The following is a 20,109-nucleotide window of genomic DNA, read 5'->3' as shown; positions in this document are numbered from 1 at the left end:
CCTGGGAGACTTAGGGGCTTGGGGACTTTTGAATGCGTGAATAACTAAATCGGAAAACGTTTCATCATCATACTTGCTTCTTTAGCGTTGTTAGACAAGGTAGAAGAAATATTAGGAATTTGCGGAATTTGCGACAAGACATCTACAGTACGCCGCAGCATTCTGACAATATCTCCTTCTGCTAGGCTAACGCTATCACAAAGATCTTGCCAATCCATCCCCAATGCCCATTGTTCACACAATCCAACTAATTCATATTCGCGCCAAACTGGCAAACTTACTCCATGACGGCGCTGCGCCTGGAATAAACGAGTTCTAATTTCTCTAATGCTTGGAGTCGTATCTAAGCTGTTGTCACCCGGCGATTTTTTGACTCCCAACACCTCTAATACTACTGGAGGTGGGGGAAAGTCGCACCAAACATCAGCGCGGGGAGTTTCAGTGATTAAGGCACAGACGGTAGCTGCTAAGTGATGGGGTTCTAAGTATTCTAGTTCTCCTGAAACAAAAACTAAAGCCAGCCAGAGTTCATTGTCTCCGCGAATAGTCGCTGCTGCTTGCCCCAAAAAACTGGGACTATATTCATTTAAAGCCTCAAATTCTTGCAACACTTTAATTAGGTTGAGAAACTCTTCCCAATAATAAGACTGGTTTGACTTTTGCTTTTGATACTTAATTTGAATTTTATGCAGCTTTTCCCTAAGTTGTAAACGCTTTTGATGTTTTTTTAGCAATCGATTGGGATTATCGATCTGCTGTACTGGATGTTGGTCGATCTGCTTTTGCACTGCATCTAGTTTCTGCTGTTGCTCGCTCACCTCAGGAGCAGGCGTTGTGGGAATTAAATAATCAGCAATCTGCTTAACTGCGATCGCCGTAAACTCATCTCCTTGAAGCCACTTACCCAATTTGAGATTATCTAAAGCGGGGAGAGGAATCTCAGCTATATTCTCGACCTGAACAGTCCCCTGATTAATTTCGCTAACGTCAGCGTTGACTGCAATATACCAATAGTTATCTGCCCCCAAACACAGTAAGTTGGGAGCTTTACCAGAACCAGAAATTTTGTCTACCAATACCGCAGCTAAGGGAGAATTTACCCGAATATGTTTACCTTTCAAACCAATTATTCTTCCTGGCTCAATTTGAGGAACTAAAGGCTTAATTTGGCTTTTGTGAGTGGCTTCGGCTTGCTGTTGCAGAATTTCTAATAGTCGCTGTTCTTCTCTGGCTTGTTCCTGTAGTTTTTGATAGCTAGCTAGTTGCCCAGGAGCAATTGAGGCTAGGGCTACATCTAACTTAGCCAATTCTGTAGTGATTTCGGCGATCGCTATTTGTTCAGGAGCGAGTCTTTTTTGGGAGAGATATTCGGCAAAGCTACGCTCTAAAAGCACTTTTACTTCACTCAGGCTATATTTTTGCAGTAAGTTTAGCACCATCCCATAGGAAGGAGTAAACCAACTTCGTAAGGGTTCGGCAGTGGAAGTTGCCAAAAATGCTGCTTCTTTTGCCCCCTCAAAAGGAGTTTGTAGCGTTACTACATGACCTACCTTATCTTTGCCTCTTCTGCCAGCCCGCCCCGAGATCTGCAAGAATTCTGAAGGACTAAGCATACTATGTCCCCCGTCGGTGCGTTTGGATAAAGCTGATACTACCGTAGTCCGAGCCGGCATATTGATTCCTGCTGCTAAGGTTGCAGTGGCAAAGACAATTTTGACTAACCCCATTTCAAACAGTCTTTCTACCAGTTCTTTCCAGGCAGGCAATAACCCCGCATGGTGAGAAGCAATACCCCGCATCAAAGGTTCAATCTGATCGATTCTGGCAATTTGAGAATTCTCACACAAAAACTGCCACAGCAAATATTTTTGATTGGGATTGGCAACAAGATATCGCGCTAAATTGACTTCAGCCTGTTCATTGTCTGCTAAGTAATCTCTGATTAATACAGCTAATTCCGAGTTAGATTCGGCAAAATACGCCAGCAATGCCGTTTGTAGCTCAATATTGTTGGTTAAAAAGAAATAGAGCAGGATACTTTCTATTTGCTGCCCTTCTTCTGGAGTGACCAAAGCTAGAGCATCAAGGGTATCTACTGCTTTATCGCAACCTCGACGACTAAAGATAACGTAGATCGCAGGGAGCATATCTTTATTTTGTAGCTGCTGTACCACCTGATAGATTTTGGGGCAGTCTTTGATCTTGAGACGTTTAGGTTTTTGTCCCTGACGAGGAGACGAAGCTTTAAGTTTGGGATTGATTTCTGTTTCTTGTTGGTTTAATAGCCGATGAATCCCACGGCGATCGCAAAAATAATATCTCAGAGGAACAGGTCGAAAATCCGAATTGATTAATTCGCACTCATATCGTTTTTGGTTGTTGGGATTAGAATTGCGAACTTTAGCGATCCAGTCAGTCAACTCTTGAGGATTACCAATCGTCGCTGAAAGAGCCACTAGCTGAATTTGTGGCGGACAATAGATAATTGATTCTTCCCATACCGTACCGCGAAAGCGATTGCTGATATAGTGACACTCATCTAAGACTACTGCTTCAACATTTTCTAAAGACGTTCCTAACTGCCCGATGGGTGTTTCATAGAGCATATTACGAAAGATCTCCGTGGTCATAATTACCACGTCTGCATTAGGGTTAATAATTGTGTCTCCCGTCAAAAGACCAATCTTACGTGGGTTTCCTGCACCAAACTGGTCTTGAAAATCTCGAAATTTTTGATTGGAAAGAGCTTTGAGAGGAGTGGTGTAGAACACTCTTTTGCCGTGGTTTAAGGCGCGGTAGATCGCATATTCACCAATTAATGTTTTTCCCGAACCTGTAGGGGCGCAGATTACTACAGATTTGCCTGCTGCCAATGCGGCGATCGCCCTATTTTGGAATTCGTCAAGCTCAAAGGGAAATAACTCTTGCGGATTTAACTCAGAATTAGAAGCGATTAGATTCACAAGCGGTTCTATAAAATCGGACTTAAAGTCACAATATTAAACTTAATTATCTACATTGTGACATTTTTGCTAAGTTTATGATTTTAATTGACTATAGGCTACTTTGTCTCTGCTAGTTTGCTAACCTGTTCAGCAGTTTATCTTTTAACATCACAATCGAGCCGATTTAATTCATGACTAGGATTTTAGTTAAGATTCGGCAATATCTCTAATTAACATTACTTTAGAACTGACGTAATCGATTAAAGATTGACGTTCTTCGGAACTTAATGTAGCAGCCCTGTCTACCTGTTTCATAATTTGATGGATCAAGTCTGTATCGTTTAACTGCAATAATACTTGGTTATTAAGAGCCTCTACAGAAGACCAAACCGCACGTAAGATACTGGATTCTATATTAATATTGCTCATAATTGAATTGTATCTGTAGGACTATTTAGTAGTGAATTAAATTTCAATACAATAAAAAGCTAGCATAAATATAAAATAATCCTTAAGGATTTTAAGGATTATCAATATAACTTAGAATTGTGAAGCAAAAAGTACTTAAATCGTCTGGAAAACGCAGCAAATCTTCAAGTAATTTGGTAATTTTAAGAACAAAATTAAGGACAAAATAAGGTATCTTTGGTTTTTCTGCCCGTAGCAGAGTTAGTACCGCTAGCCACTTCACATAGCTGCTTTTCCGTGGTTGGGCTTAATAAACTTCCCGTAAAATCTGCGCCTGTAATAATAGCGTCATTTAATAAAGCATTAGTCAAATATGCTCCTGTCAAAATTGCATCGGTTAAGTTGGCGTGAGTAAGGCGAACAGATTCCAAACTAGCATAGCTGAGATTTGCACCCTCTAAATTAGCTTTGGCTAAGTTAGCACCAAAAAAACGTACTCCAGAAGCATTAACAAAACTAAGATCGCTATCTCTGAGATTAGTATGATCGAAACTGGCATCGGTTAAGTCTTGATGGGAAAAATCAGCATGAATTAATGTTTGCTTGTTATAGTCAGCACTCCAAGCAGGAGCAACCCATAAAAAAACGGTGACTACTAAAGCAAAAGTTAAGGTAAAAAAACTATTTACAATAGTAGATAAGCAAGATTTAATATTGAACAGCATTTTGTTAGCGAATGTTTTTTCTAGTCATGAAAATACTATTTAAATCATAAGCCTTAATCTCACTTTGGCTATTGACTGTTACGTTCTTGTTGACGCTCACGCCGTCGGAGACTGGGAGACTGGGAGACTAGGGGACTAGGGGACTAGGGGACTAGGGGACTAGGGGACTTTTGAATGCGCTATGTTTTACTCTTATCTGTGATTGCTCGGTCAACATAGTAACAAGGGGGTTTAACAAAACGAGTTTTTAGACTGGCATTACCCTTCTCAAAGCTGACACGATAGACTAACCCGTCACCGTTATACAATGGAGTCCAACCATCTTTACTGACCCAAACTACTCGCGCGCTTCCCGTTACTAGAGAATCTGGCGAACCCGAAGGTCTAATGACTAAAAAGTGACCCGGCAAATCATTAGGTAAGATTGCTGTATTGCCTGCTGAGTCTCTAATGGTAAGCTTTACTGGCTCGATTAGCTCTTGTCGGCTGACTGCAACTATGGTTTGGGGAAATCTTGAAGGTGTTAATTCTGGTGACGATTGACTCATAGTTTGAGCGGATATAGGCTCTATTGCTTACTAAAGTTAGAATCTTGAAAGTTATGCAAATCTGAGTTGACGTAACAATTGTTGATAAATTATTCAGGGTATTGAGAATTGGTATAAGAACATGGTTGTAGTAAAGCTAAGTTTAAATTTGCATCTATGGTGGATAATTATTATTCTAGCGATCGCACTAATCAAAATTTAGATCTTGATTTTGCTGGTTTGGATATATTTGTGCCTCTTTTTAGCCAGATTACCACTAATACTTTTGGACAGGGTGACGGTGGCAATATTAGGGTTAAAGCTCAAGGTATTTTTGGCTTGCAACAACGATCGCCATCAACGAATACAACTAACGATTTCGATGCTAGTTCCCAGTTTGGCACCAAGGGGATAGTGGCGATTGCTTTTCCTAACTTTACTGCTACCGACGCTTTATTTAATCTACCGGCAGATTTTTTGGATATAAATTATTTATTTAAAAACAATTTTTGTCAGGTTAGTCGCAATAGTAAGTTTATCGTTAGTCGTGGTGGGATACCTCTTGTTCCTCAACAAGATTTGCTCTCAGAACACACTTGGTCAGACTGGCGTATCGTGGAAGAAGTAGACGGGGTAGAAAATGAGGCAGCAGAATCAGCGCAGGGAGTAGAAGTTAAAAAAATTGCCCTAATTCAGGGGTGGGTAACAGATGCCGAAGGTAAAGTTGTCTTGACGGCAAAGCCTCTAGCCGTCACTCCCCGTCAGCCCGAATTGAATACTCCTAGTTGTAATTAAGTCATTAGCACAATGGATATAATTCTCTGCCATCAAACTGTAGACTTTGACGCTTTGGGTTCGGCGATTGGTTTATCTCGGCTTAAATCGGGAGCGAAAATTGTTTTAACTGGAGGCGCACACCCCACAGTCAAAAATTTTTTGGCATTATATCGAGATGAGTTTAACTTTGTCGAAATGCGTAGTATTACCGTTGAAGCGATCGCCAATATTTATATTGTCGATACCCAAAAAAGCGATCGCCTCGGCGCAGCAGCCGACTGGTTAACTTTACCCAATGTGCAGCGAATTGAGGTGTTCGATCATCATGTCGATCTTGAATCAGACATTGCTGTAAGCGAGATTTATACCGAAGCAGTTGGGGCAATTACGACTTACATCGCTGAATTATTACAGCAGCAAAATATTACTCTAACGCCTTCTGAAGCTACAGCAATGGCTTTAGGCATCCATGCCGATACAGGCTCTTTGACCTTCGATCAAACTACCCCTCGTGATGCTAAAGCGATCGCCTGGTTGATGGAGCAGTCGGCAAACGTTTCCATTATTGCTGAATACAATGAACCAGGATTATCTAATCAGCTACAAGACTTATTCAAGGAGGCTTTAGATCGTCTTCAGCGCACCAGTTTCCATGGCTATACGCTGGCTTCAGTCTTATTACAGACAGATAAATTTGTGGCTGGTTTGGCGACTTTAACGGCAAGATTAATTGAGCTAACCCAAAGCGATGTCTTATTATTAGGTCATCAATTTCCCAAAAGGGAGGGACACAAACTAGTAGTAATCGGGCGATCGCGTTTGCCAGAAACTAATCTCAATGAGCTTTTCGAGCCTTTCGGTGGTGGAGGCCATGCTCAAGCAGCTTCAATGACAATCTCCACCAAGCAACCCGAACAAATTTTTGAGGACTTGTTAACTCAATTACAGTTACAAATTCCCCAGCCTCCTACCGCCAGGGATCTGATGTCTTCTCCCGTCAGAACTATTCGTCCTGACACCACTATCGAACAGGCACAAAGAATTTTATTTCGCTATGGTCATTCTGGGCTATCAATTGTTAATGAAAGCGATCGCCTAGTTGGGATTATCTCTCGTCGTGATTTAGATTTAGCCATCCATCATGGCTTTAATCATGCTCCTGTTAAAGGCTATATGAGCCGAAATCTCAAGACAATTATTCCCGATACGCTTTTGCCTGAAATACAGTCAATCATGGTAACTTACGACGTAGGTAGACTACCCGTAATTGAATCAGGAGAGTTGATTGGCATTGTGACTCGTACTGATGTTCTACGTCAGCTACACGATCGACTTTATGATGAACAAATCGAGACAGCTAGCAAAAAGAATTTAACTTTTCACCTATTACCTACTCTCCAAAACCGTTTAAAACCTGCAATTTGGCAACTCCTTCAGCAAGTAACCCAAGCTACATTAGCTAGAGGCTGGAATCTGTATTTAGTCGGCGGCGGAGTTCGAGATGTTTTACTCACTAGCGATAGTGAACCGCTACTGTTGCAGGATATTGATTTAGTAGTTGATGGCGATCATCGTTCTGCTGACGATCGCGCGGGGGTAGAATTAGCCGAGGTGATTCAACAAATGTACCCTGAAGCAAGCGTTGCCATACATGGGGAATTTCAAACCGCAGCCTTAACTTGGCATCAAGATCCAGTCTTAGGCAATCTTCTAGTAGATATTGCCACTGCACGTACCGAATTTTATCCCTATCCCGCAGCTAATCCTCAAGTAGAAGCCAGTTCAATTCGTCAGGATTTATATCGCCGAGATTTTACGATTAATGCTCTGGCTGTGCGTCTGACTCCACCCAAACGAGGAGAATTTTCGCGCAAAGGAGATTTATTAGACTTCTTTGGCGGTTTATTAGATTTGCGATCGCGCCTGATTCGCGTGCTTCATGCCAATAGCTTTATTGAAGATCCAACCCGTATCTATCGTGCAGTCAGATTTGCGGTACGTTTGAACTTTACTATTGAACCCCAGACAGAAGAATATATCCGCTATGCAATTGAAAGCGGGGTATACGAACGGTTGAGAATTAGCGATCGCCAAACTCCTGCTTTAACTACTAGACTAAGAGCAGAATTGAAATATATTCTCCAGGCTCAATATGGTCAACCTGCACTACAGTTGCTTGACAAGCTAAAAGCTTTGAGCTGTTTACATCAAGACTTAACCTTGACTCCCGCCTTAAAGTGGCAGATACATTGCGTTTCTAAATGGTTATCTTGTCTTGAACCCCAAACTACCGATCTTTGGTTGATTAGACTAGAAGCTTTAATTGCTCATTTAGCTCCACCTTCAAGGATTATGGTGGCAAATAATTTGCAGCTGCCCAAGGATAGCCTGCAACGACTCCAACAGCTAGAAATATTAGAAAGTGAGGTTGCAACTCAGCTAGCTCAAAGTAATTCTCCTAGCCAAATTTATCAGTTATTGCACTCATATAAACCTTTGGGTTTAATTTTGTTTGCAGCTAGAAGCAATAAGCAGATTCGTCGCTTAGTTTGGCAATATATTACTAACTTATCTCAAGTAAAACCTCTGTTGAACGGTAACGACTTGAAAACCCTAGGTTTCAAACCAGGGCCATTATATAAACAGATTTTAGCTGATGTTTTGGCTGCTACTCTCGATCGTCGGATATGCGATCGCGCTAAGGCGGTCGAGTATGTAAAATCTAAATATATCTAAATATATTAGTCAGCATATTGTTTTTACTTAAAGCTTGTAAGAAAAGTACTTTCATTTTCGATTTAGTAAATTTACTTATACCAATTCTTGCGCATTGGCTAGAGAAATAAAGCTTAAAAAAGCGCGATCGATAACTTATCAAAAACTTAGATGTAGTTGGTAAGCAAATCAATGATCTGCTATGGGGTGCGTTCATTACTTGCGACCCCGCGTCCTCCGCGTCGCTCGCTTTGGGGGAATCAGCCCAGCATTTTAGCCTAGACATGGTACTACCAAGTCTCTAATTACTTTTGAGCGATGGTATCAATTTTTCTGCCACAAAAAGAAGTTCTTATACGACTGAAATTGACTGCAATAGACTGCCTAGATTAAACTAAAACCATTTGACAGCAAATTAAATGAAGCCAGCAATATCAAACACAATCAAAATAATCTCTACTATAGCAATGACCAGTGCTTTAGGCTTACAAGGATGGAACTTGTATTTGCATCTAAACAATCAGTTATTACCCACTAACTTAAAATCTATTTTTTGGTTAGCAAGTATTGCTTTAATTGCCCATGGTATTGAAGGATTGATTGCTGCTACTAAAGCTGCTTCTCGCCATAAAAATCCGCTTACTTATGGCATTTATACTTTTTTTGTCGGCACTGTCGCGTTAAAAGAGCTATCGGACTCTTGACTTGACTCTTGTAAGAGCATGAGTCAACCAATTTTTTCAATTTATCCCATAAATCTATTGCTGTTGAGATTCAATCACAGAACTCCAATCATCATTTTCAACTGCTGCTTCAAGTTTTTGCCGACGCTGAATTTCTGCTTCGCTTTGAGTATCCTGCGCGGTTAACTCATCGATTAAAGTGGCATCTGCCATTGCTTTACGCAGCTTCAGCTTCTTTGACTCATAAGTATTTTTCTCACCTTCTGTCATAGTTGCTTGAGCAGTCTCACCGATTGTACTAGCCCATGTTCCACTCTTACCTGTATTTCCCACAGGGATGTAATCTAACTCAGCTATCCAATTATCTTTTAGTTCTTCCATGGCTTGACGTTTGGGGAACTTAAAAGTTTTGACACGGATAAAGGTGCAAACTTGTGTACCGTTTTGGGCAATGTGTCCTTTAAGAGAACGCAGAACATCTCGAGAATAGCCAATATACTGATAAATGCGATCGCCGTCGATAACCGCATAAACGCCTGCAACCTTAGTATTTTCGATCTGTTCTGACCACTCCGAAACCGCAACTATCGTTGTTCCATCAGAATTAATCGTTGAGTTAGAACTATCGGCATTGTGTTCATTGTCAGAACTATACAGAAAGCTATGTAACCCTTCATGAGCAATAGGAACGTTTTGATGTTCGAGAGAAGTATTTTTCGATTCCACAGCAATAGCCTAAATAAGCGTCATTAATTATCCTACCTGCATTGGACTGGAGCGAACGGATCTAGATAAAAATCGTAATTTAACCAGAATTAAAGATTGACAATCAATTAGTAAGAATCAATAATTGCTGACAAAAGATGCGATCGCACTTATAAACTTTTATTTTAATGGAACAAGAACGAGCTTATTGGTTAGCCTGGTCACAAATTAACGGCATTGGCGCGGTTACTCTCAAAAAGATCTATCAGCACTTTGGTTCGCTGGAAAAGGCTTGGAATGCACCAGCGATCGCCTTTGCCGAAATTGATGGTCTAGGGAATAAGTTTGTTACTGCTATACAACAAAAAAGAATCAAACACTATCCCGCAGAATTAATCACTCAACATCTAATCCAAAATCCCCAGTTTTGGATACCAGCAGAGACGGCATATCCACGACTACTGTTAGAGATTCCTAGTCCACCACCGCTGCTTTACTATTTAGGGCAGGTTGAGCCAGCCGAAAATCAAGGCATCAAGCCAATGATCGGCATTGTAGGAACTCGCAACCCCACAGAATACGGCAAACGCTGGACGAGAAAAATTACCCAGGCATTAGTCAGTCATGGCTTTGGGATTGTATCGGGCATGGCGGCAGGAATCGATACCGTGGCGCATCAAGCCTGCTTAGAAGCTAATGGTAGAACGATCGCGGTTTTAGGCACGGGAGTAGATACAGTTTATCCTTACAGTAATCGTAGTCTTTATCAGCGATTAATCGAGCAAGGCTTGATAGTTAGTGAATATCCTGCCCAAACCCCACCAGATCGCAATCATTTTCCTGCACGTAATCGCATCATTGCCGGTTTGTGTCGCGCCGTTTTAATTATGGAAGCCCCTCAGCGTTCAGGTGCTTTGATTACGGCTCGTTTTGCCAATGATTTTTGTCGCGATGTTTATGTTCTGCCTGGCTCTTTAGATAATACTCAAGCTTTGGGATGTTTGGCACTGCTCAATTCTGGAGCGCACATAGTTTTGGGCATTGAAAACTTACTAGAAATGTTAGGCACAATGCCTTGTTTAGATCGTATTGCGTCTATTTCTAGCCAACCCATACCAGATTTAAACCCAGAATTAGAAAAGATATATCGCCTGCTCGATCGAGAGTCTGTTCCCATAGATTCAATTGTCGAGCAAACAGGATTGGACATCAGCGAAGTTTTATCGGCTTTATCCCAGCTAGAGTTAATGGATTTGGTATTACAGCTACCAGGAATGCGCTACCAAATTAAAAATTAACTCAAAAAATATTAATCGAAGCACAAAAAATAACTAATATCAGCGATCGCGTTACTTATAGAATGATTTTGGGAACATTATAAAATGGCTCTCTCAACGCATAGTGATTGATATGTTGATTCCCAATAATTTTTGGCGCAAGTTAGAATCAAATTACTCCAATAAAGTTAAACTATCAATTCCTCTACTTGCGATCGCAGCTACGCTTTCAGGGTTACAGCCATTGAATGCCGAAGAAACAAATGTTATTGCCCAAGATTTTGATGATATTCCTGAGCAAATTGTCGTCAAAAGCTTTGATGTGGTTGGCAGCAGTATTTTTAGTAAACAAGAACTAGATCGAGCCGTTAAATCTTATCGTAATCGCCCTTTAACCTTACCAGAGTTATTTCAAGCCAGAAGCGCAATTACTAAACTCTATACTGAAAAAGGATACGTTAGTTCAGGAGCTTATATTCCTCCCCAAAAATTAAATAATGGCACGATTACAATTGCCGTCTTAGAAGGACAACTCGAAGCGATTAAAGTCTCAGGAACAGAAGATCTTTCTTCTAATTACATTTCGTCTCGAATAGAAGCAGCGGCAGGAAAACCGATTAATATTGATACCTTGCTATCTGCTTTGCAATTATTACGTCTCGATCCCTTAATTAATAATGTCTCTGCCGAACTCTCGGCAGGAATCCGCCCAGGAACCAGCTTGCTGGAAATTGAAATTCAAGAGGCGGATGTATTTAATATTGCCACTAGCTTGAATAATAATAGATCTCCCAGCGTCGGCACTAGCGAAAGATCGATTGGAATTAACCACGGTAATTTATTAGGATATGGCGATCGATTTAACTTTGAGTATGCCAACACCAATGGCAGTAATGCTTTAAATTTTGCCTACAGTTTACCCATTAACTCGAGAAATGGCACGATTGAGGCAGCTTATGGCAACAATTCCAACGACGTAATCGAACAACCCTTTACTGCTCTCGATATTGAATCTAAATCTCGCTATTATGAGCTAAGTCTACGTCAACCCATTATACAGCAGCCGACCCAAGAATTCGCTCTCGGCATAAGCCTAACCCGTACTGAAAGCGAGACTTTTCTATTAGAAGATAGTTTTCAGCTTTCCCCTGGTGCTAATGAGGAGGGAGAAACGAGAATTAGTGCGATTAGATTATTTCAAGAGTTTGTCAAACGCAACGAAAAAGAGGTGTTGGCTTTTCGTTCTCAATTTAGTCTTGGGGTAGATGTTCTTAATCCCACGATTAATGATGATGGTGAGCCTGACAGTACTTTTTTAGCTTGGCGCGGACAAAGCCAATGGGTAAGACGCTTGAACGATCGAGACTTTTTGTTGCTATTGCGAGGAGATGCTCAACTATCGGGTGGTAGCTTAGTACCCCTAGAGCAATTTAGATTGGGTGGTGCTAATAGTGCCAGAGGTTATCGCCAGGATCTTAGTTTAGCAGACAATGGCTTATTTGCTTCAGCCGAACTGCGGATACCAGTATTGAGATTCAAACAAATTGATGGGTTAGTGCAAATCGCCCCTTTCTTTGATGTAGGAACAGTTTGGAATAGTGATGATGTTGAAATTACCAATTCCACCTTGCCTTCTTTGGGAGTTGGCTTAAACTTTTCGCTGGGTGAGAATTTTAACGCCCGTTTAGATTGGGGGATTCCTTTGTCAACGGTAGAGGCAGAAAACAGTTCTTTACAGGAAGATGGAATTTATTTTTCGCTTGATTCTAATTTTTTCTGACGCTGTATTAGTATCTTACATAATATTATTTAAGGCTTTTCGACAGCGTAGTTAGCAGCTATTTTGTAATGATCGCCAGCAGCGACTTCAATAATTTCATTAGCAGCGTTAGCAGTTTCGACACAGACAAAGTTCATGTAGTCTCGATCGCCTAAATCCGCCATGTTCGCCGAAATATCTGCCCCGGGATTCCAGACGATCGCTGTCTTGCTATTAGTGGCGGTAACTTTGATGTTTCTGTTCCCTACGGGATCCTCAATGACTAACTCTGACGGAACATCTAAATAAATGCGATCGCATTCTCCTGAAAAAGTAACTGTACCAGCCTGAGTTTTTTGTTGCCCACCATCGACTTTATCCAGATAAGTCTTACCTTCTAAACCTAATACCGCTACCTGATTAATATCGGCAATTTGGAAATAAGTATGTAAAGCCTGAGTAAGCGAAAAAGTCTCTTGCCCTGTGTTCTGGGTAATTAATTTTATGGTTAAGGAACTACCGACGGTAATGGCGATCTCGACATCAAAACTATAGTCCCAAATTTCTCTCGTTTCTGCCGTATCTACCAGCCCCATTATCACCTGAGTTGCCCCGTCTTGGGTACTAACCACATCGCGCATTTGCCACAGTCGATTACGCACAAAACCATGACTAGAGCGTCCTTTAGCTTCAGGATCGGGGCCAAACCAGGGCCAACAAATCGGCGTACCGCCTTTGATTGCTTTACCCGACTGGTGATAGGCTTGGCTACTCAAAAACATGATTTCTGATTGGTTGACAGGTTTAAAAGACAATACCTGAGCTGCATAAACCGAGATTGTAGCTTGGGCGTATTCGTTGCTAATCTCGATGACGGGAAAGCCACCTTTACCCTCAATAAACTTAACTTTGTTGACAATGCCGTAATCCGCGTTTAATTGCTCGATATTCATGTTGATGTTTATACCTCGTTTAGTTTTAGAAATGGATTTTTGTCAGGAGGCAGGAGGGAATAGTCATCAATCAATCAAAAGTTAATAACTAATAGCTTAAACACTCGTCAAGAGAACGAAGCTGACTAATATGCAGTACCTTACTAGAAAACAGCCATTGAGTTCAGTAATCCTTGAAACAAAGCTAAACCATCCGTACCGCCAATCGCCCGATCTGAAGCTCGCTCTGGATGAGGCATCATGCCCAATACATTGCCCTGCTGATTGACAATTCCCGCTATATTATTCATCGAACCATTAAGATTATGCTCGGCGTTGATTTCTCCCGATGGACTACAGTAGCGGAACAATACCCGATCGCGATCTTCTAAAGCTTGTAAAGTATCATCATCGGCGTAGTAGCAGCCTTCCCCATGAGCAACAGGCAAAGTAATTACTTGTTGATTTTGATACTTCTGAGTCCAAATCGTCTGATTACGTTCGACTTTAACTAAAACGCGATCGCAGATAAAATGAAGTTTACGATTGCGAATTAATGCCCCTGGTAACAAACCGACTTCTGTAAGTATTTGAAAACCATTGCAGATGCCTAAAACATATTTACCCTGTTTAGCGTGTTCGATGACGCTGTTCATTATGGGAGAAAACTGTGCAATAGCACCACAGCGCAGATAATCGCCGTAGCTAAAGCCGCCTGGAACAATAACTAGATCGAGATCGTGGATATCGGTTTCTTGGTGCCATACCATGCGGGTAGGTACAGATAATAGGCCTTGAGTTACCGTCAAAATATCGCGATCGCAATTTGAGCCAGGAAAAACTATAACCCCAAATTTCATACCTTAATTCCTCTGGTGAATTTTATGCTGTAGCCAATTCAGTTAATTCAAAGCAGTAATTTTCAATTACCGTATTTGCCAATAGGCGATCGCACATTTCATCTAGATGCTGTTTGGCGAGATCTTCGTTGGCTGCGGTTAACTGCATTTCAATATATTTACCAATTCTGACCGACTCTACTTCGGTATATCCCATTTGCTTGAGTCCCGATTCTACCGCCGTACCTGCTGGATCTAATACTGAAGAACGAAGGGTAACATAAATACGAGCGTGATATTTGGTAGCCATAGAACGGTGGTTGATAATTACTAAAAGCCAGTAGCTTTTATGATTTTATAGCTTTACCTGACACTAATAAATTAAATTCAATATTCAGTTAGGATTGATTTCTCTAAGCTAGCAGAGGTTAAGATCGAAGAAGCTAGTACAGACGTAAAATAGATTCAGGTTCGATAGATAAAAGCAAACTATGAAAACGCAACGTACCCGTTCTCAAGAGCGAATTATGACAGTACTCCAAAGTCTTAAGCTTTCTATTTCGGCTCAGGATCTTTATATTGAACTACGTAAGCGCCAACAAGATATGGGTTTGGCCACGGTCTATCGTTCTCTAGAAGCCTTAAAACTTCAGGGAGAAGTTCAAGTACGTACCTTAGCCAATGGCGAATCTGTCTATAGTTTAATTAAAAGCGATCGCCATCATCTTACCTGCGTTAACTGCGGTACGTCTATTCCAATTGATGAGTGTCCCGTACACGATCTAGAACAGCAGTTGGAAAAGTCTCATACATTCAAGGTTTATTATCATACCCTCGAGTTTTTTGGTTTGTGCCAGAAGTGCCATTAACTCAAAGTTGATCGTCAATAATTTACAGCCGTTTTCAGTTGAATAGACTACGTTTTCAATTAGTTGGTTCGTAGTGAAGCATTGCGATCTTGGGGAGGGGCTGTCGCCTGGGGTTGCCCCAGGCGTGCGGTATAAACATTTGAGGTTGCCTCAAATGTTTATACCGCAAATTTTTGCTTATCCAAAAGTTATAAAATTATATGTCTTATGAAATGTTATTACAAGCATTCAAATGAAGCGTTTAATCCATAAGAAACTTGATTGAGCTAATGTTGATTAAATAAATAGAAATAGTTGTTAATTTCAATTAGCTCTAGCGTTTAAAGTCGCGCTCGATTTTCTTAATGTCTAATTCCACAGGCATTTGTGGTTTCTGACTACCGTTATTATTATTTTGAGAAATTACCGACTGCACTCCTTCAATAGTAGAAATCATGCTGCGAGGATCCATAAACATCACCTTGCTGCTTTCGCTGTTGCCAATTTCTTTGCCCATTTCTAGATAGTTTTGTGCCAATAAAAACTGTAAAGCTTCGTGGGCATCAGGATCGGTTTTGAGCTTTTCGCTCACAATGCGCATGGCTTCGGCAGTTGCTTCTGCTCTGAGGATTTGTTCTTGACGCTCACCCTGCGCTTTGAGAATGATTGCCTGCTGCTCTGCTTCGGCAGCTAAAATAGCGGCTTGTTTAGCTGCTTCCGCCTGTAATAATCTAGCTTGAGCATCTCCCTGAGCCGAATTAATCGCTGAATCTCGATGCCCTTCAGAAGTTAAAATATTAGCTCGCTTTTGTCTTTCCGCCGCCATCTGCAATTCCATTGAATCCTGTACAGCTTTGGAAGGCATAATATCTCTTAATTCTACCCTGGTTACCTTTACCCCCCAAGGATCGGTAGCAATATCTAATTCCCGCAACAGAATTTCATTAATTTCGGTACGAGCAGTAAAAGTTTGGTCGAGTTCTAATGTACCCATTTCTGAGCGAATTTGAGTCAAAACTAAATTTACCATCGCATCTCGCAGGTTTTCTACCTTATAAAAAGCCTTGTACATATCCATGATGCGCCAGTAGACTACGGCATCAACGGTAATGCTTACATTGTCGCGGGTAATACAAGACTGAGCAGGAATATCTAGAACCCTTTCTTTAACATTGCCTTTGTAGACCACTTTATCAATAAAAGGGGTAACAAAATTTAAACCTGGCTCTAATTTCCTTTTATAACTACCTAAACTTTCGATTAAATATTCTTCTTTTTCTTTAACAATTTTGACCGATCCTGCTAACGTAGTAGAACCTAATAATAGTAGGATTAGGGTTAAAAACTGACCCATAATTAACTTCTCCTGAATATTAATTCAATATTGCTTTAGTTATAACTCTTATCTAAAGGTTAAGATTTAATCTATTTTACCATCGGCATGTGTGGCATTTCAGGAGCGATCGCCACCCGCAAACTCCAGTCAGCCGCTCCAGCAGACATATTTTAAGTAAACCTTTACTAACCCTAGTTAGGGGATTGCGATCGCCTTGTTATTTATTAGCTCGACTTCCCTCATTCAAAGGTACTATTACCTAAAATTATGAAACGTCCCAGTAATTTAATTTTTACTTTTATTTTCGCCCTCGCAGGTGTTTTTCTTGCCTATGCTTTAGGCAGAATAATTGTTAGAGCAATCTCACCGCCTGAAATAGAGATAGAAGATGACTATAAGTCCCAACTATATATTCCCCATCGCGATCCTTTTGAACCACAAAAGGTAGAAGAAAAACTATCGCTTTTAAATAACAAAATAAATAGACTTTAGCAGGATGTGAAGTGCGATCGCGCCACGAGATAATAGTTTAGTTTGTTGTGACCTAAATTTATCAAAAAATGACCACTGCCACTAAACCATTTGCTAATCGTCTTGCTGTTGTTTTCGATTTCGATCTAACTCTAGCACCAGATACCTTTGCTGTTTTACTAGAAGATCTGGGTTTAGATGTTAATGCTTTTAAACAGGAAAGAGTTAAGCCTTTAATAAATGAGGGTTGGGACAAGTATATCGTCAGAGCCTATTGTTTGGTAAAAGAATCAAAACAACGTCCAGGTGAAGACAAGATTACTAAACAAAGGCTAGCCAAAGTAGGCAAAAATTTAAAGCCTTATCAGGGCGTACCAGAAATGTTCGACCGTCTTCGTCAGTGTGCCAGAGATTTGATTTCGGATGTGGAGGTCGAGTTTTATCTAATTACTGGTGGTTTTATTGAAATAGCACAAAATACTTCTATTTCCAGTAACTTTAATGCGATGTGGGGTAGTCAATTTCATTATGGAGAAGATGGGGAAATAAAGTTTATCAAGCAGCAAATGACCAATACCGAAAAAACCAGCTACCTTTACTATCTTTCTAAAGGGATCGATGGCGACAAAGCCAAAGATTTGATGTACGCCTATGACAATGTAGATCGAGATAAATTACGTATTCCTTTGACACAAGTAGTATATGTCGGTGATGGTGCTTCCGATGCTCCCTGTTTCGCGGTGGTAAATCAAGGTAACGGTGTGGGTATTGGTTTGTATAAAGAAAGTGACCCTGAAAGATGGTCACAACAGGACAAAATAGATGTTAATCAAAGAGTAGGAAACATAGCATCGCCCGATTATAGCGAAAATTCAGAATTAATGCAGTCTTTAACTTTAGCTGTTGAAGGTATCTGCAAGCAAATTGCTTTACGCCGGTTGAGTATAGGGGAATAAGATTTCTTGGCGTTGCACCACTACTATCCATCCAAACCCGAGATTATCTATGGATCGAGCTGCTGTAAAATGTCGTACAAACCATTAGCAATAGTATCGATCGCCCTTTCACTAGTCCAATAGCTACAGTGAGACAACGGATTCCATGATTCTAATAACCCCCCATTATTAACTTCTTGGTCTTCAGTTACCGCCTTTGAATATGCTTCATTAAGTGATTTAAGAGGATATGCCATAATATCGCTTTTATTGTAGAAATTAATCCATTCACCCTTCAAGTTGGGATAATATTGTCCGAGTTTTTCCGAGGGTACTTTAATCGGTTGGTTGAAGTTGGGATGTCGCAAAGACCAAAAAGGAATCTGACTAGCCATAGTGTAAACCGAAGTGAGAGTTTCGCCCCGTTCTAAAGGTGTGTCCCCAATATCAATCTGAGCTTTTTTAGTTTGTAGATCGTAGATGTAGTTGCTGCTAATTACCGTTCCCAAACTATGAGAGATTATACATAACGGCGCATCGCTTCCCGCCTGTTCTTCTTGAGCTAGGCTATTTAAACCGTCGGCAAAACAACGATGAATACCAGCATAACTCCAAAGATTATCTATTTTAGATTGAGTAACCTGATAGGTTAAACTATCAGCGATCGCCTGAAAGATAAACTCTCGTAAACCAAAGAAGCTATCTAAATTGTCGACACCTAGCTTTTGATATAAGTTTTTGCGTTCTTCTCGCAATACAGGAGTCCAATTAATCGCTGTGATGGCTAGTTTTGAATCGATCCACTTTAATTTTTGGTCTTCGCTTCCCGATTTTCCTGCTATATCTGCCAATTTTAGCTTTAAAGCTTGCGCCATTCCATCCGTATATTTGGGGCTTTCTTCATTGTCAAATTCATTTCCGACACAAATACCATGGACGATCGCTACTGCAATTTTGGTTGACATAGTTGACTTAATAGTGTTATTTAATCTAAAAACTGATACTCCATGTGGTAAGCATATTACATTACATAATGGCTCTTAATCTACCATATAAAAAAGGCGACTTACTGCAATCGGTAGCTACTTAAAGCTCTTTTTGAATGCGATCTACAGCTTTAATCTAGCATTAGACTCTACAGATGGGCTGCAAGCAACAATAGATAGTGATATTAAGGTTAAAGGAATACCCAGTAGCCGCATCCCCAATCTTGGTTTTGTCGGGTTCAATCATGGGTTTTTACACGTTCCTGCTGTCGAAATTAAAACACTCTGGCTTTGCGCTTATCTAGACGGAGAGCTTGAATTGCCCTCAGTCGAACAGATGGAGCAAGACATCGAACAAGTCCGCCAATGGAAGAACGAACATATCCAGTTTGAACCCACACGCGGATCTGGGGTTAACGTCCGTTACCAGCAATACATCGATATTTTGCTTCGAGATTTAGGGGTTTCTCCCTACAGAAAAATGCCCAATATTTTTGCGGAGATTTTTGACAGATACAATTGCTCTGACTACAAGACTGTACTGGAAGAATACAACCGTAACAGAACAAGCCGAACCCCGCCGCTGCGTCCGCTTGCAGTTTCGACATGATATTCTTCCAGTTTTCTTATTCTCAGATAGCATTAGCGGTTACGAATGGGGCGATCGCGGCAAATAGAGAATGACCAGGAGAAAGTAATTCTGCATCCTGGTGAGTCGCATTAGCCAAATGCTCTTTATAAAAAGTCAGTTTGGAATAGTGTTTTTCTGGTGTTCCTAAACGACGTACAGCATTTAAATTATCCGAACGAAACTCCTCTTTGATGTAGGGAATACGCCATAAACCATCACCGCGTGTTTCCATATTAATCTTCAGATGCTCGCAAGTACTCTTGAAGAATTCTTCTATGTAGCGTGGCATCAATCTTTGTTCTTCAGAAACATAGTCTTGGTCTTGGGTACGGCGAATTCGTGACAGATCGACGTGAGAAGTTGCTAGGGCTACTCCTGTAGCCTCGTCTAATTCTGCGATCCGTTCGGGGTCAATATGTTCGATCTGCTCTATTGCTTCATCTTCTTCTGCCTTACCATAGGTAGCCTCTCAAACGAGCAACAGAACATCAACTTGAGCAGTGCGTTACGAGGAATCTTATGACAGTCAAGAATATGATAAATATCTGCTAATGAAGCTGGCACTTGGGATCTAGTAATTTCTACACAATCTCGATATTGCTCGATATCA

22 protein-coding genes are annotated in these 20,109 nt (G+C 40.8%); 10 read left to right on the top strand and 12 right to left on the bottom strand.

What is annotated here, in order from left to right:
* Positions 1 to 44 precede the first annotated feature (44 nt).
* From V6C71_11760 to V6C71_11745, 4 genes are all read right to left on the bottom strand, one after another.
* On the bottom strand, positions 45 to 2,963 hold the full coding sequence (locus V6C71_11760; protein HEY9769152.1) for a DEAD/DEAH box helicase: 2,919 nt from the start codon (positions 2,961 to 2,963) through the stop codon (positions 45 to 47).
* 189 nt (positions 2,964 to 3,152) lie between these two features.
* The gene (locus V6C71_11755) at positions 3,153 to 3,374 is read right to left on the bottom strand and encodes a hypothetical protein (GenBank protein HEY9769151.1); all 222 of its coding nucleotides are present in this window, start codon (positions 3,372 to 3,374) and stop codon (positions 3,153 to 3,155) included.
* A gap of 194 nt (positions 3,375 to 3,568) precedes the next feature.
* Positions 3,569 to 4,078, bottom strand: a complete 510-nt coding sequence (locus tag V6C71_11750) for a pentapeptide repeat-containing protein (protein HEY9769150.1) — start codon at positions 4,076 to 4,078, stop codon at positions 3,569 to 3,571.
* 179 nt (positions 4,079 to 4,257) lie between these two features.
* Entirely contained in the window at positions 4,258 to 4,626 is a 369-nt protein-coding gene (locus V6C71_11745; protein ID HEY9769149.1) for a hypothetical protein, read from the bottom strand.
* A 156-nt stretch (positions 4,627 to 4,782) separates the two neighbouring features.
* Here V6C71_11745 and V6C71_11740 point away from each other — a divergent pair, with 156 nt between their 5' ends.
* The 3 genes from V6C71_11740 (at position 4,783) to V6C71_11730 (ending at position 8,801) form a co-directional block, all read left to right on the top strand.
* Positions 4,783 to 5,400 carry a hypothetical protein gene (locus V6C71_11740; GenBank protein HEY9769148.1) on the top strand — a complete coding sequence of 206 codons (618 nt, stop codon included), beginning with the start codon at positions 4,783 to 4,785 and terminating at the stop codon, positions 5,398 to 5,400.
* A gap of 12 nt (positions 5,401 to 5,412) precedes the next feature.
* A complete protein-coding gene (locus tag V6C71_11735; protein HEY9769147.1) occupies positions 5,413 to 8,118 on the top strand; it encodes a CBS domain-containing protein in 2,706 nt (901 codons plus the stop codon).
* Between the two features lie 398 nt (positions 8,119 to 8,516).
* On the top strand, positions 8,517 to 8,801 hold the full coding sequence (locus tag V6C71_11730; GenBank protein ID HEY9769146.1) for a hypothetical protein: 285 nt from the start codon (positions 8,517 to 8,519) through the stop codon (positions 8,799 to 8,801).
* Between the two features lie 54 nt (positions 8,802 to 8,855).
* Here the strand turns inward: V6C71_11730 and V6C71_11725 are convergent, their stop codons facing one another.
* Positions 8,856 to 9,506 carry a GIY-YIG nuclease family protein gene (locus tag V6C71_11725; protein HEY9769145.1) on the bottom strand — a complete coding sequence of 217 codons (651 nt, stop codon included), beginning with the start codon at positions 9,504 to 9,506 and terminating at the stop codon, positions 8,856 to 8,858.
* A 167-nt stretch (positions 9,507 to 9,673) separates the two neighbouring features.
* Here V6C71_11725 and dprA point away from each other — a divergent pair, with 167 nt between their 5' ends.
* The gene (gene dprA, locus V6C71_11720) at positions 9,674 to 10,783 is read left to right on the top strand and encodes a DNA-processing protein DprA (protein HEY9769144.1); all 1,110 of its coding nucleotides are present in this window, start codon (positions 9,674 to 9,676) and stop codon (positions 10,781 to 10,783) included.
* Positions 10,784 to 10,895: 112 nt separating this feature from the next.
* Positions 10,896 to 12,542, top strand: a complete 1,647-nt coding sequence (locus tag V6C71_11715; GenBank protein HEY9769143.1) for a ShlB/FhaC/HecB family hemolysin secretion/activation protein — start codon at positions 10,896 to 10,898, stop codon at positions 12,540 to 12,542.
* Between the two features lie 29 nt (positions 12,543 to 12,571).
* Here V6C71_11715 and V6C71_11710 read toward each other — a convergent pair whose 3' ends face one another.
* The 3 genes from V6C71_11710 to purS all read right to left on the bottom strand — a co-directional run bounded on the left by V6C71_11710 (position 12,572) and on the right by purS (position 14,602).
* A complete protein-coding gene (locus V6C71_11710) occupies positions 12,572 to 13,474 on the bottom strand; it encodes a D-hexose-6-phosphate mutarotase (protein HEY9769142.1) in 903 nt (300 codons plus the stop codon).
* A 143-nt stretch (positions 13,475 to 13,617) separates the two neighbouring features.
* The gene (gene purQ / locus V6C71_11705; protein HEY9769141.1) at positions 13,618 to 14,313 is read right to left on the bottom strand and encodes a phosphoribosylformylglycinamidine synthase subunit PurQ; all 696 of its coding nucleotides are present in this window, start codon (positions 14,311 to 14,313) and stop codon (positions 13,618 to 13,620) included.
* A 22-nt stretch (positions 14,314 to 14,335) separates the two neighbouring features.
* Positions 14,336 to 14,602: a phosphoribosylformylglycinamidine synthase subunit PurS gene (gene purS, locus V6C71_11700; GenBank protein HEY9769140.1), complete on the bottom strand. Its 267-nt coding sequence runs from the start codon at positions 14,600 to 14,602 to the stop codon at positions 14,336 to 14,338.
* Positions 14,603 to 14,783: 181 nt separating this feature from the next.
* On the opposite strand from purS, the gene V6C71_11695 reads away from it, so the two are divergent.
* The gene (locus V6C71_11695; protein HEY9769139.1) at positions 14,784 to 15,161 is read left to right on the top strand and encodes a transcriptional repressor; all 378 of its coding nucleotides are present in this window, start codon (positions 14,784 to 14,786) and stop codon (positions 15,159 to 15,161) included.
* 313 nt (positions 15,162 to 15,474) lie between these two features.
* Here V6C71_11695 and V6C71_11690 read toward each other — a convergent pair whose 3' ends face one another.
* A complete protein-coding gene (locus tag V6C71_11690; protein HEY9769138.1) occupies positions 15,475 to 16,494 on the bottom strand; it encodes an SPFH domain-containing protein in 1,020 nt (339 codons plus the stop codon).
* 89 nt (positions 16,495 to 16,583) lie between these two features.
* Between V6C71_11690 and V6C71_11685 the strand changes: the two genes are divergently transcribed.
* The 3 genes from V6C71_11685 (at position 16,584) to V6C71_11675 (ending at position 17,903) form a co-directional block, all read left to right on the top strand.
* Positions 16,584 to 16,739 carry a hypothetical protein gene (locus V6C71_11685; protein HEY9769137.1) on the top strand — a complete coding sequence of 52 codons (156 nt, stop codon included), beginning with the start codon at positions 16,584 to 16,586 and terminating at the stop codon, positions 16,737 to 16,739.
* Between the two features lie 4 nt (positions 16,740 to 16,743).
* Positions 16,744 to 16,968: a hypothetical protein gene (locus V6C71_11680; GenBank protein ID HEY9769136.1), complete on the top strand. Its 225-nt coding sequence runs from the start codon at positions 16,744 to 16,746 to the stop codon at positions 16,966 to 16,968.
* A gap of 68 nt (positions 16,969 to 17,036) precedes the next feature.
* Entirely contained in the window at positions 17,037 to 17,903 is an 867-nt protein-coding gene (locus tag V6C71_11675; GenBank protein HEY9769135.1) for a haloacid dehalogenase-like hydrolase, read from the top strand.
* Between the two features lie 47 nt (positions 17,904 to 17,950).
* Here V6C71_11675 and V6C71_11670 read toward each other — a convergent pair whose 3' ends face one another.
* Complete coding sequence (locus V6C71_11670) at positions 17,951 to 18,847, bottom strand: hypothetical protein (GenBank protein ID HEY9769134.1); 897 nt, start codon at positions 18,845 to 18,847, stop codon at positions 17,951 to 17,953.
* Between the two features lie 133 nt (positions 18,848 to 18,980).
* Between V6C71_11670 and V6C71_11665 the strand changes: the two genes are divergently transcribed.
* A complete protein-coding gene (locus V6C71_11665) occupies positions 18,981 to 19,478 on the top strand; it encodes a hypothetical protein (protein HEY9769133.1) in 498 nt (165 codons plus the stop codon).
* A 22-nt stretch (positions 19,479 to 19,500) separates the two neighbouring features.
* Here the strand turns inward: V6C71_11665 and V6C71_11660 are convergent, their stop codons facing one another.
* Together V6C71_11660 and V6C71_11655 are read right to left on the bottom strand one after the other, a co-directional pair.
* Positions 19,501 to 19,731 carry a hypothetical protein gene (locus V6C71_11660; GenBank protein HEY9769132.1) on the bottom strand — a complete coding sequence of 77 codons (231 nt, stop codon included), beginning with the start codon at positions 19,729 to 19,731 and terminating at the stop codon, positions 19,501 to 19,503.
* A 197-nt stretch (positions 19,732 to 19,928) separates the two neighbouring features.
* Positions 19,929 to 20,109 (bottom strand): hypothetical protein (locus tag V6C71_11655; GenBank protein ID HEY9769131.1); only part of this gene is annotated, 181 nt, incomplete at its 5' end.

Origin of the sequence: Coleofasciculaceae cyanobacterium (assembly GCA_036703275.1) — a bacterium.
Taxonomy (GTDB): domain Bacteria; phylum Cyanobacteriota; class Cyanobacteriia; order Cyanobacteriales; family Xenococcaceae; genus Waterburya.
The sequence above is the reverse complement of the archived record's forward strand: the minus strand, read 5'-3'. Positions and strand labels throughout refer to the sequence as shown.

What these genes read in the sequence shown, in the direction of transcription:
- V6C71_11695 (HEY9769139.1), top strand. Translation starts at nt 14,784, where the DNA reads ATGAAAACGCAACGTACCCGTTCTCAAGAGCGAATTATGACAGTACTC.
- V6C71_11740 (HEY9769148.1), top strand. Translation starts at nt 4,783, where the DNA reads ATGGTGGATAATTATTATTCTAGCGATCGCACTAATCAAAATTTAGAT.
- V6C71_11675 (HEY9769135.1), top strand. Translation starts at nt 17,037, where the DNA reads ATGACCACTGCCACTAAACCATTTGCTAATCGTCTTGCTGTTGTTTTC.
- V6C71_11730 (HEY9769146.1), top strand. Translation starts at nt 8,517, where the DNA reads ATGAAGCCAGCAATATCAAACACAATCAAAATAATCTCTACTATAGCA.
- V6C71_11715 (HEY9769143.1), top strand. Translation starts at nt 10,896, where the DNA reads ATGTTGATTCCCAATAATTTTTGGCGCAAGTTAGAATCAAATTACTCC.
- V6C71_11680 (HEY9769136.1), top strand. Translation starts at nt 16,744, where the DNA reads ATGAAACGTCCCAGTAATTTAATTTTTACTTTTATTTTCGCCCTCGCA.
- V6C71_11690 (HEY9769138.1), bottom strand. Translation starts at nt 16,494, where the DNA reads ATGGGTCAGTTTTTAACCCTAATCCTACTATTATTAGGTTCTACTACG.
- purS (HEY9769140.1), bottom strand. Translation starts at nt 14,602, where the DNA reads ATGGCTACCAAATATCACGCTCGTATTTATGTTACCCTTCGTTCTTCA.
- V6C71_11710 (HEY9769142.1), bottom strand. Translation starts at nt 13,474, where the DNA reads ATGAATATCGAGCAATTAAACGCGGATTACGGCATTGTCAACAAAGTT.
- V6C71_11670 (HEY9769134.1), bottom strand. Translation starts at nt 18,847, where the DNA reads ATGTCAACCAAAATTGCAGTAGCGATCGTCCATGGTATTTGTGTCGGA.
- dprA (HEY9769144.1), top strand. Translation starts at nt 9,674, where the DNA reads ATGGAACAAGAACGAGCTTATTGGTTAGCCTGGTCACAAATTAACGGC.
- V6C71_11660 (HEY9769132.1), bottom strand. Translation starts at nt 19,731, where the DNA reads ATGGAAACACGCGGTGATGGTTTATGGCGTATTCCCTACATCAAAGAG.
- V6C71_11735 (HEY9769147.1), top strand. Translation starts at nt 5,413, where the DNA reads ATGGATATAATTCTCTGCCATCAAACTGTAGACTTTGACGCTTTGGGT.
- V6C71_11755 (HEY9769151.1), bottom strand. Translation starts at nt 3,374, where the DNA reads ATGAGCAATATTAATATAGAATCCAGTATCTTACGTGCGGTTTGGTCT.
- purQ (HEY9769141.1), bottom strand. Translation starts at nt 14,313, where the DNA reads ATGAAATTTGGGGTTATAGTTTTTCCTGGCTCAAATTGCGATCGCGAT.
- V6C71_11745 (HEY9769149.1), bottom strand. Translation starts at nt 4,626, where the DNA reads ATGAGTCAATCGTCACCAGAATTAACACCTTCAAGATTTCCCCAAACC.
- V6C71_11750 (HEY9769150.1), bottom strand. Translation starts at nt 4,078, where the DNA reads ATGCTGTTCAATATTAAATCTTGCTTATCTACTATTGTAAATAGTTTT.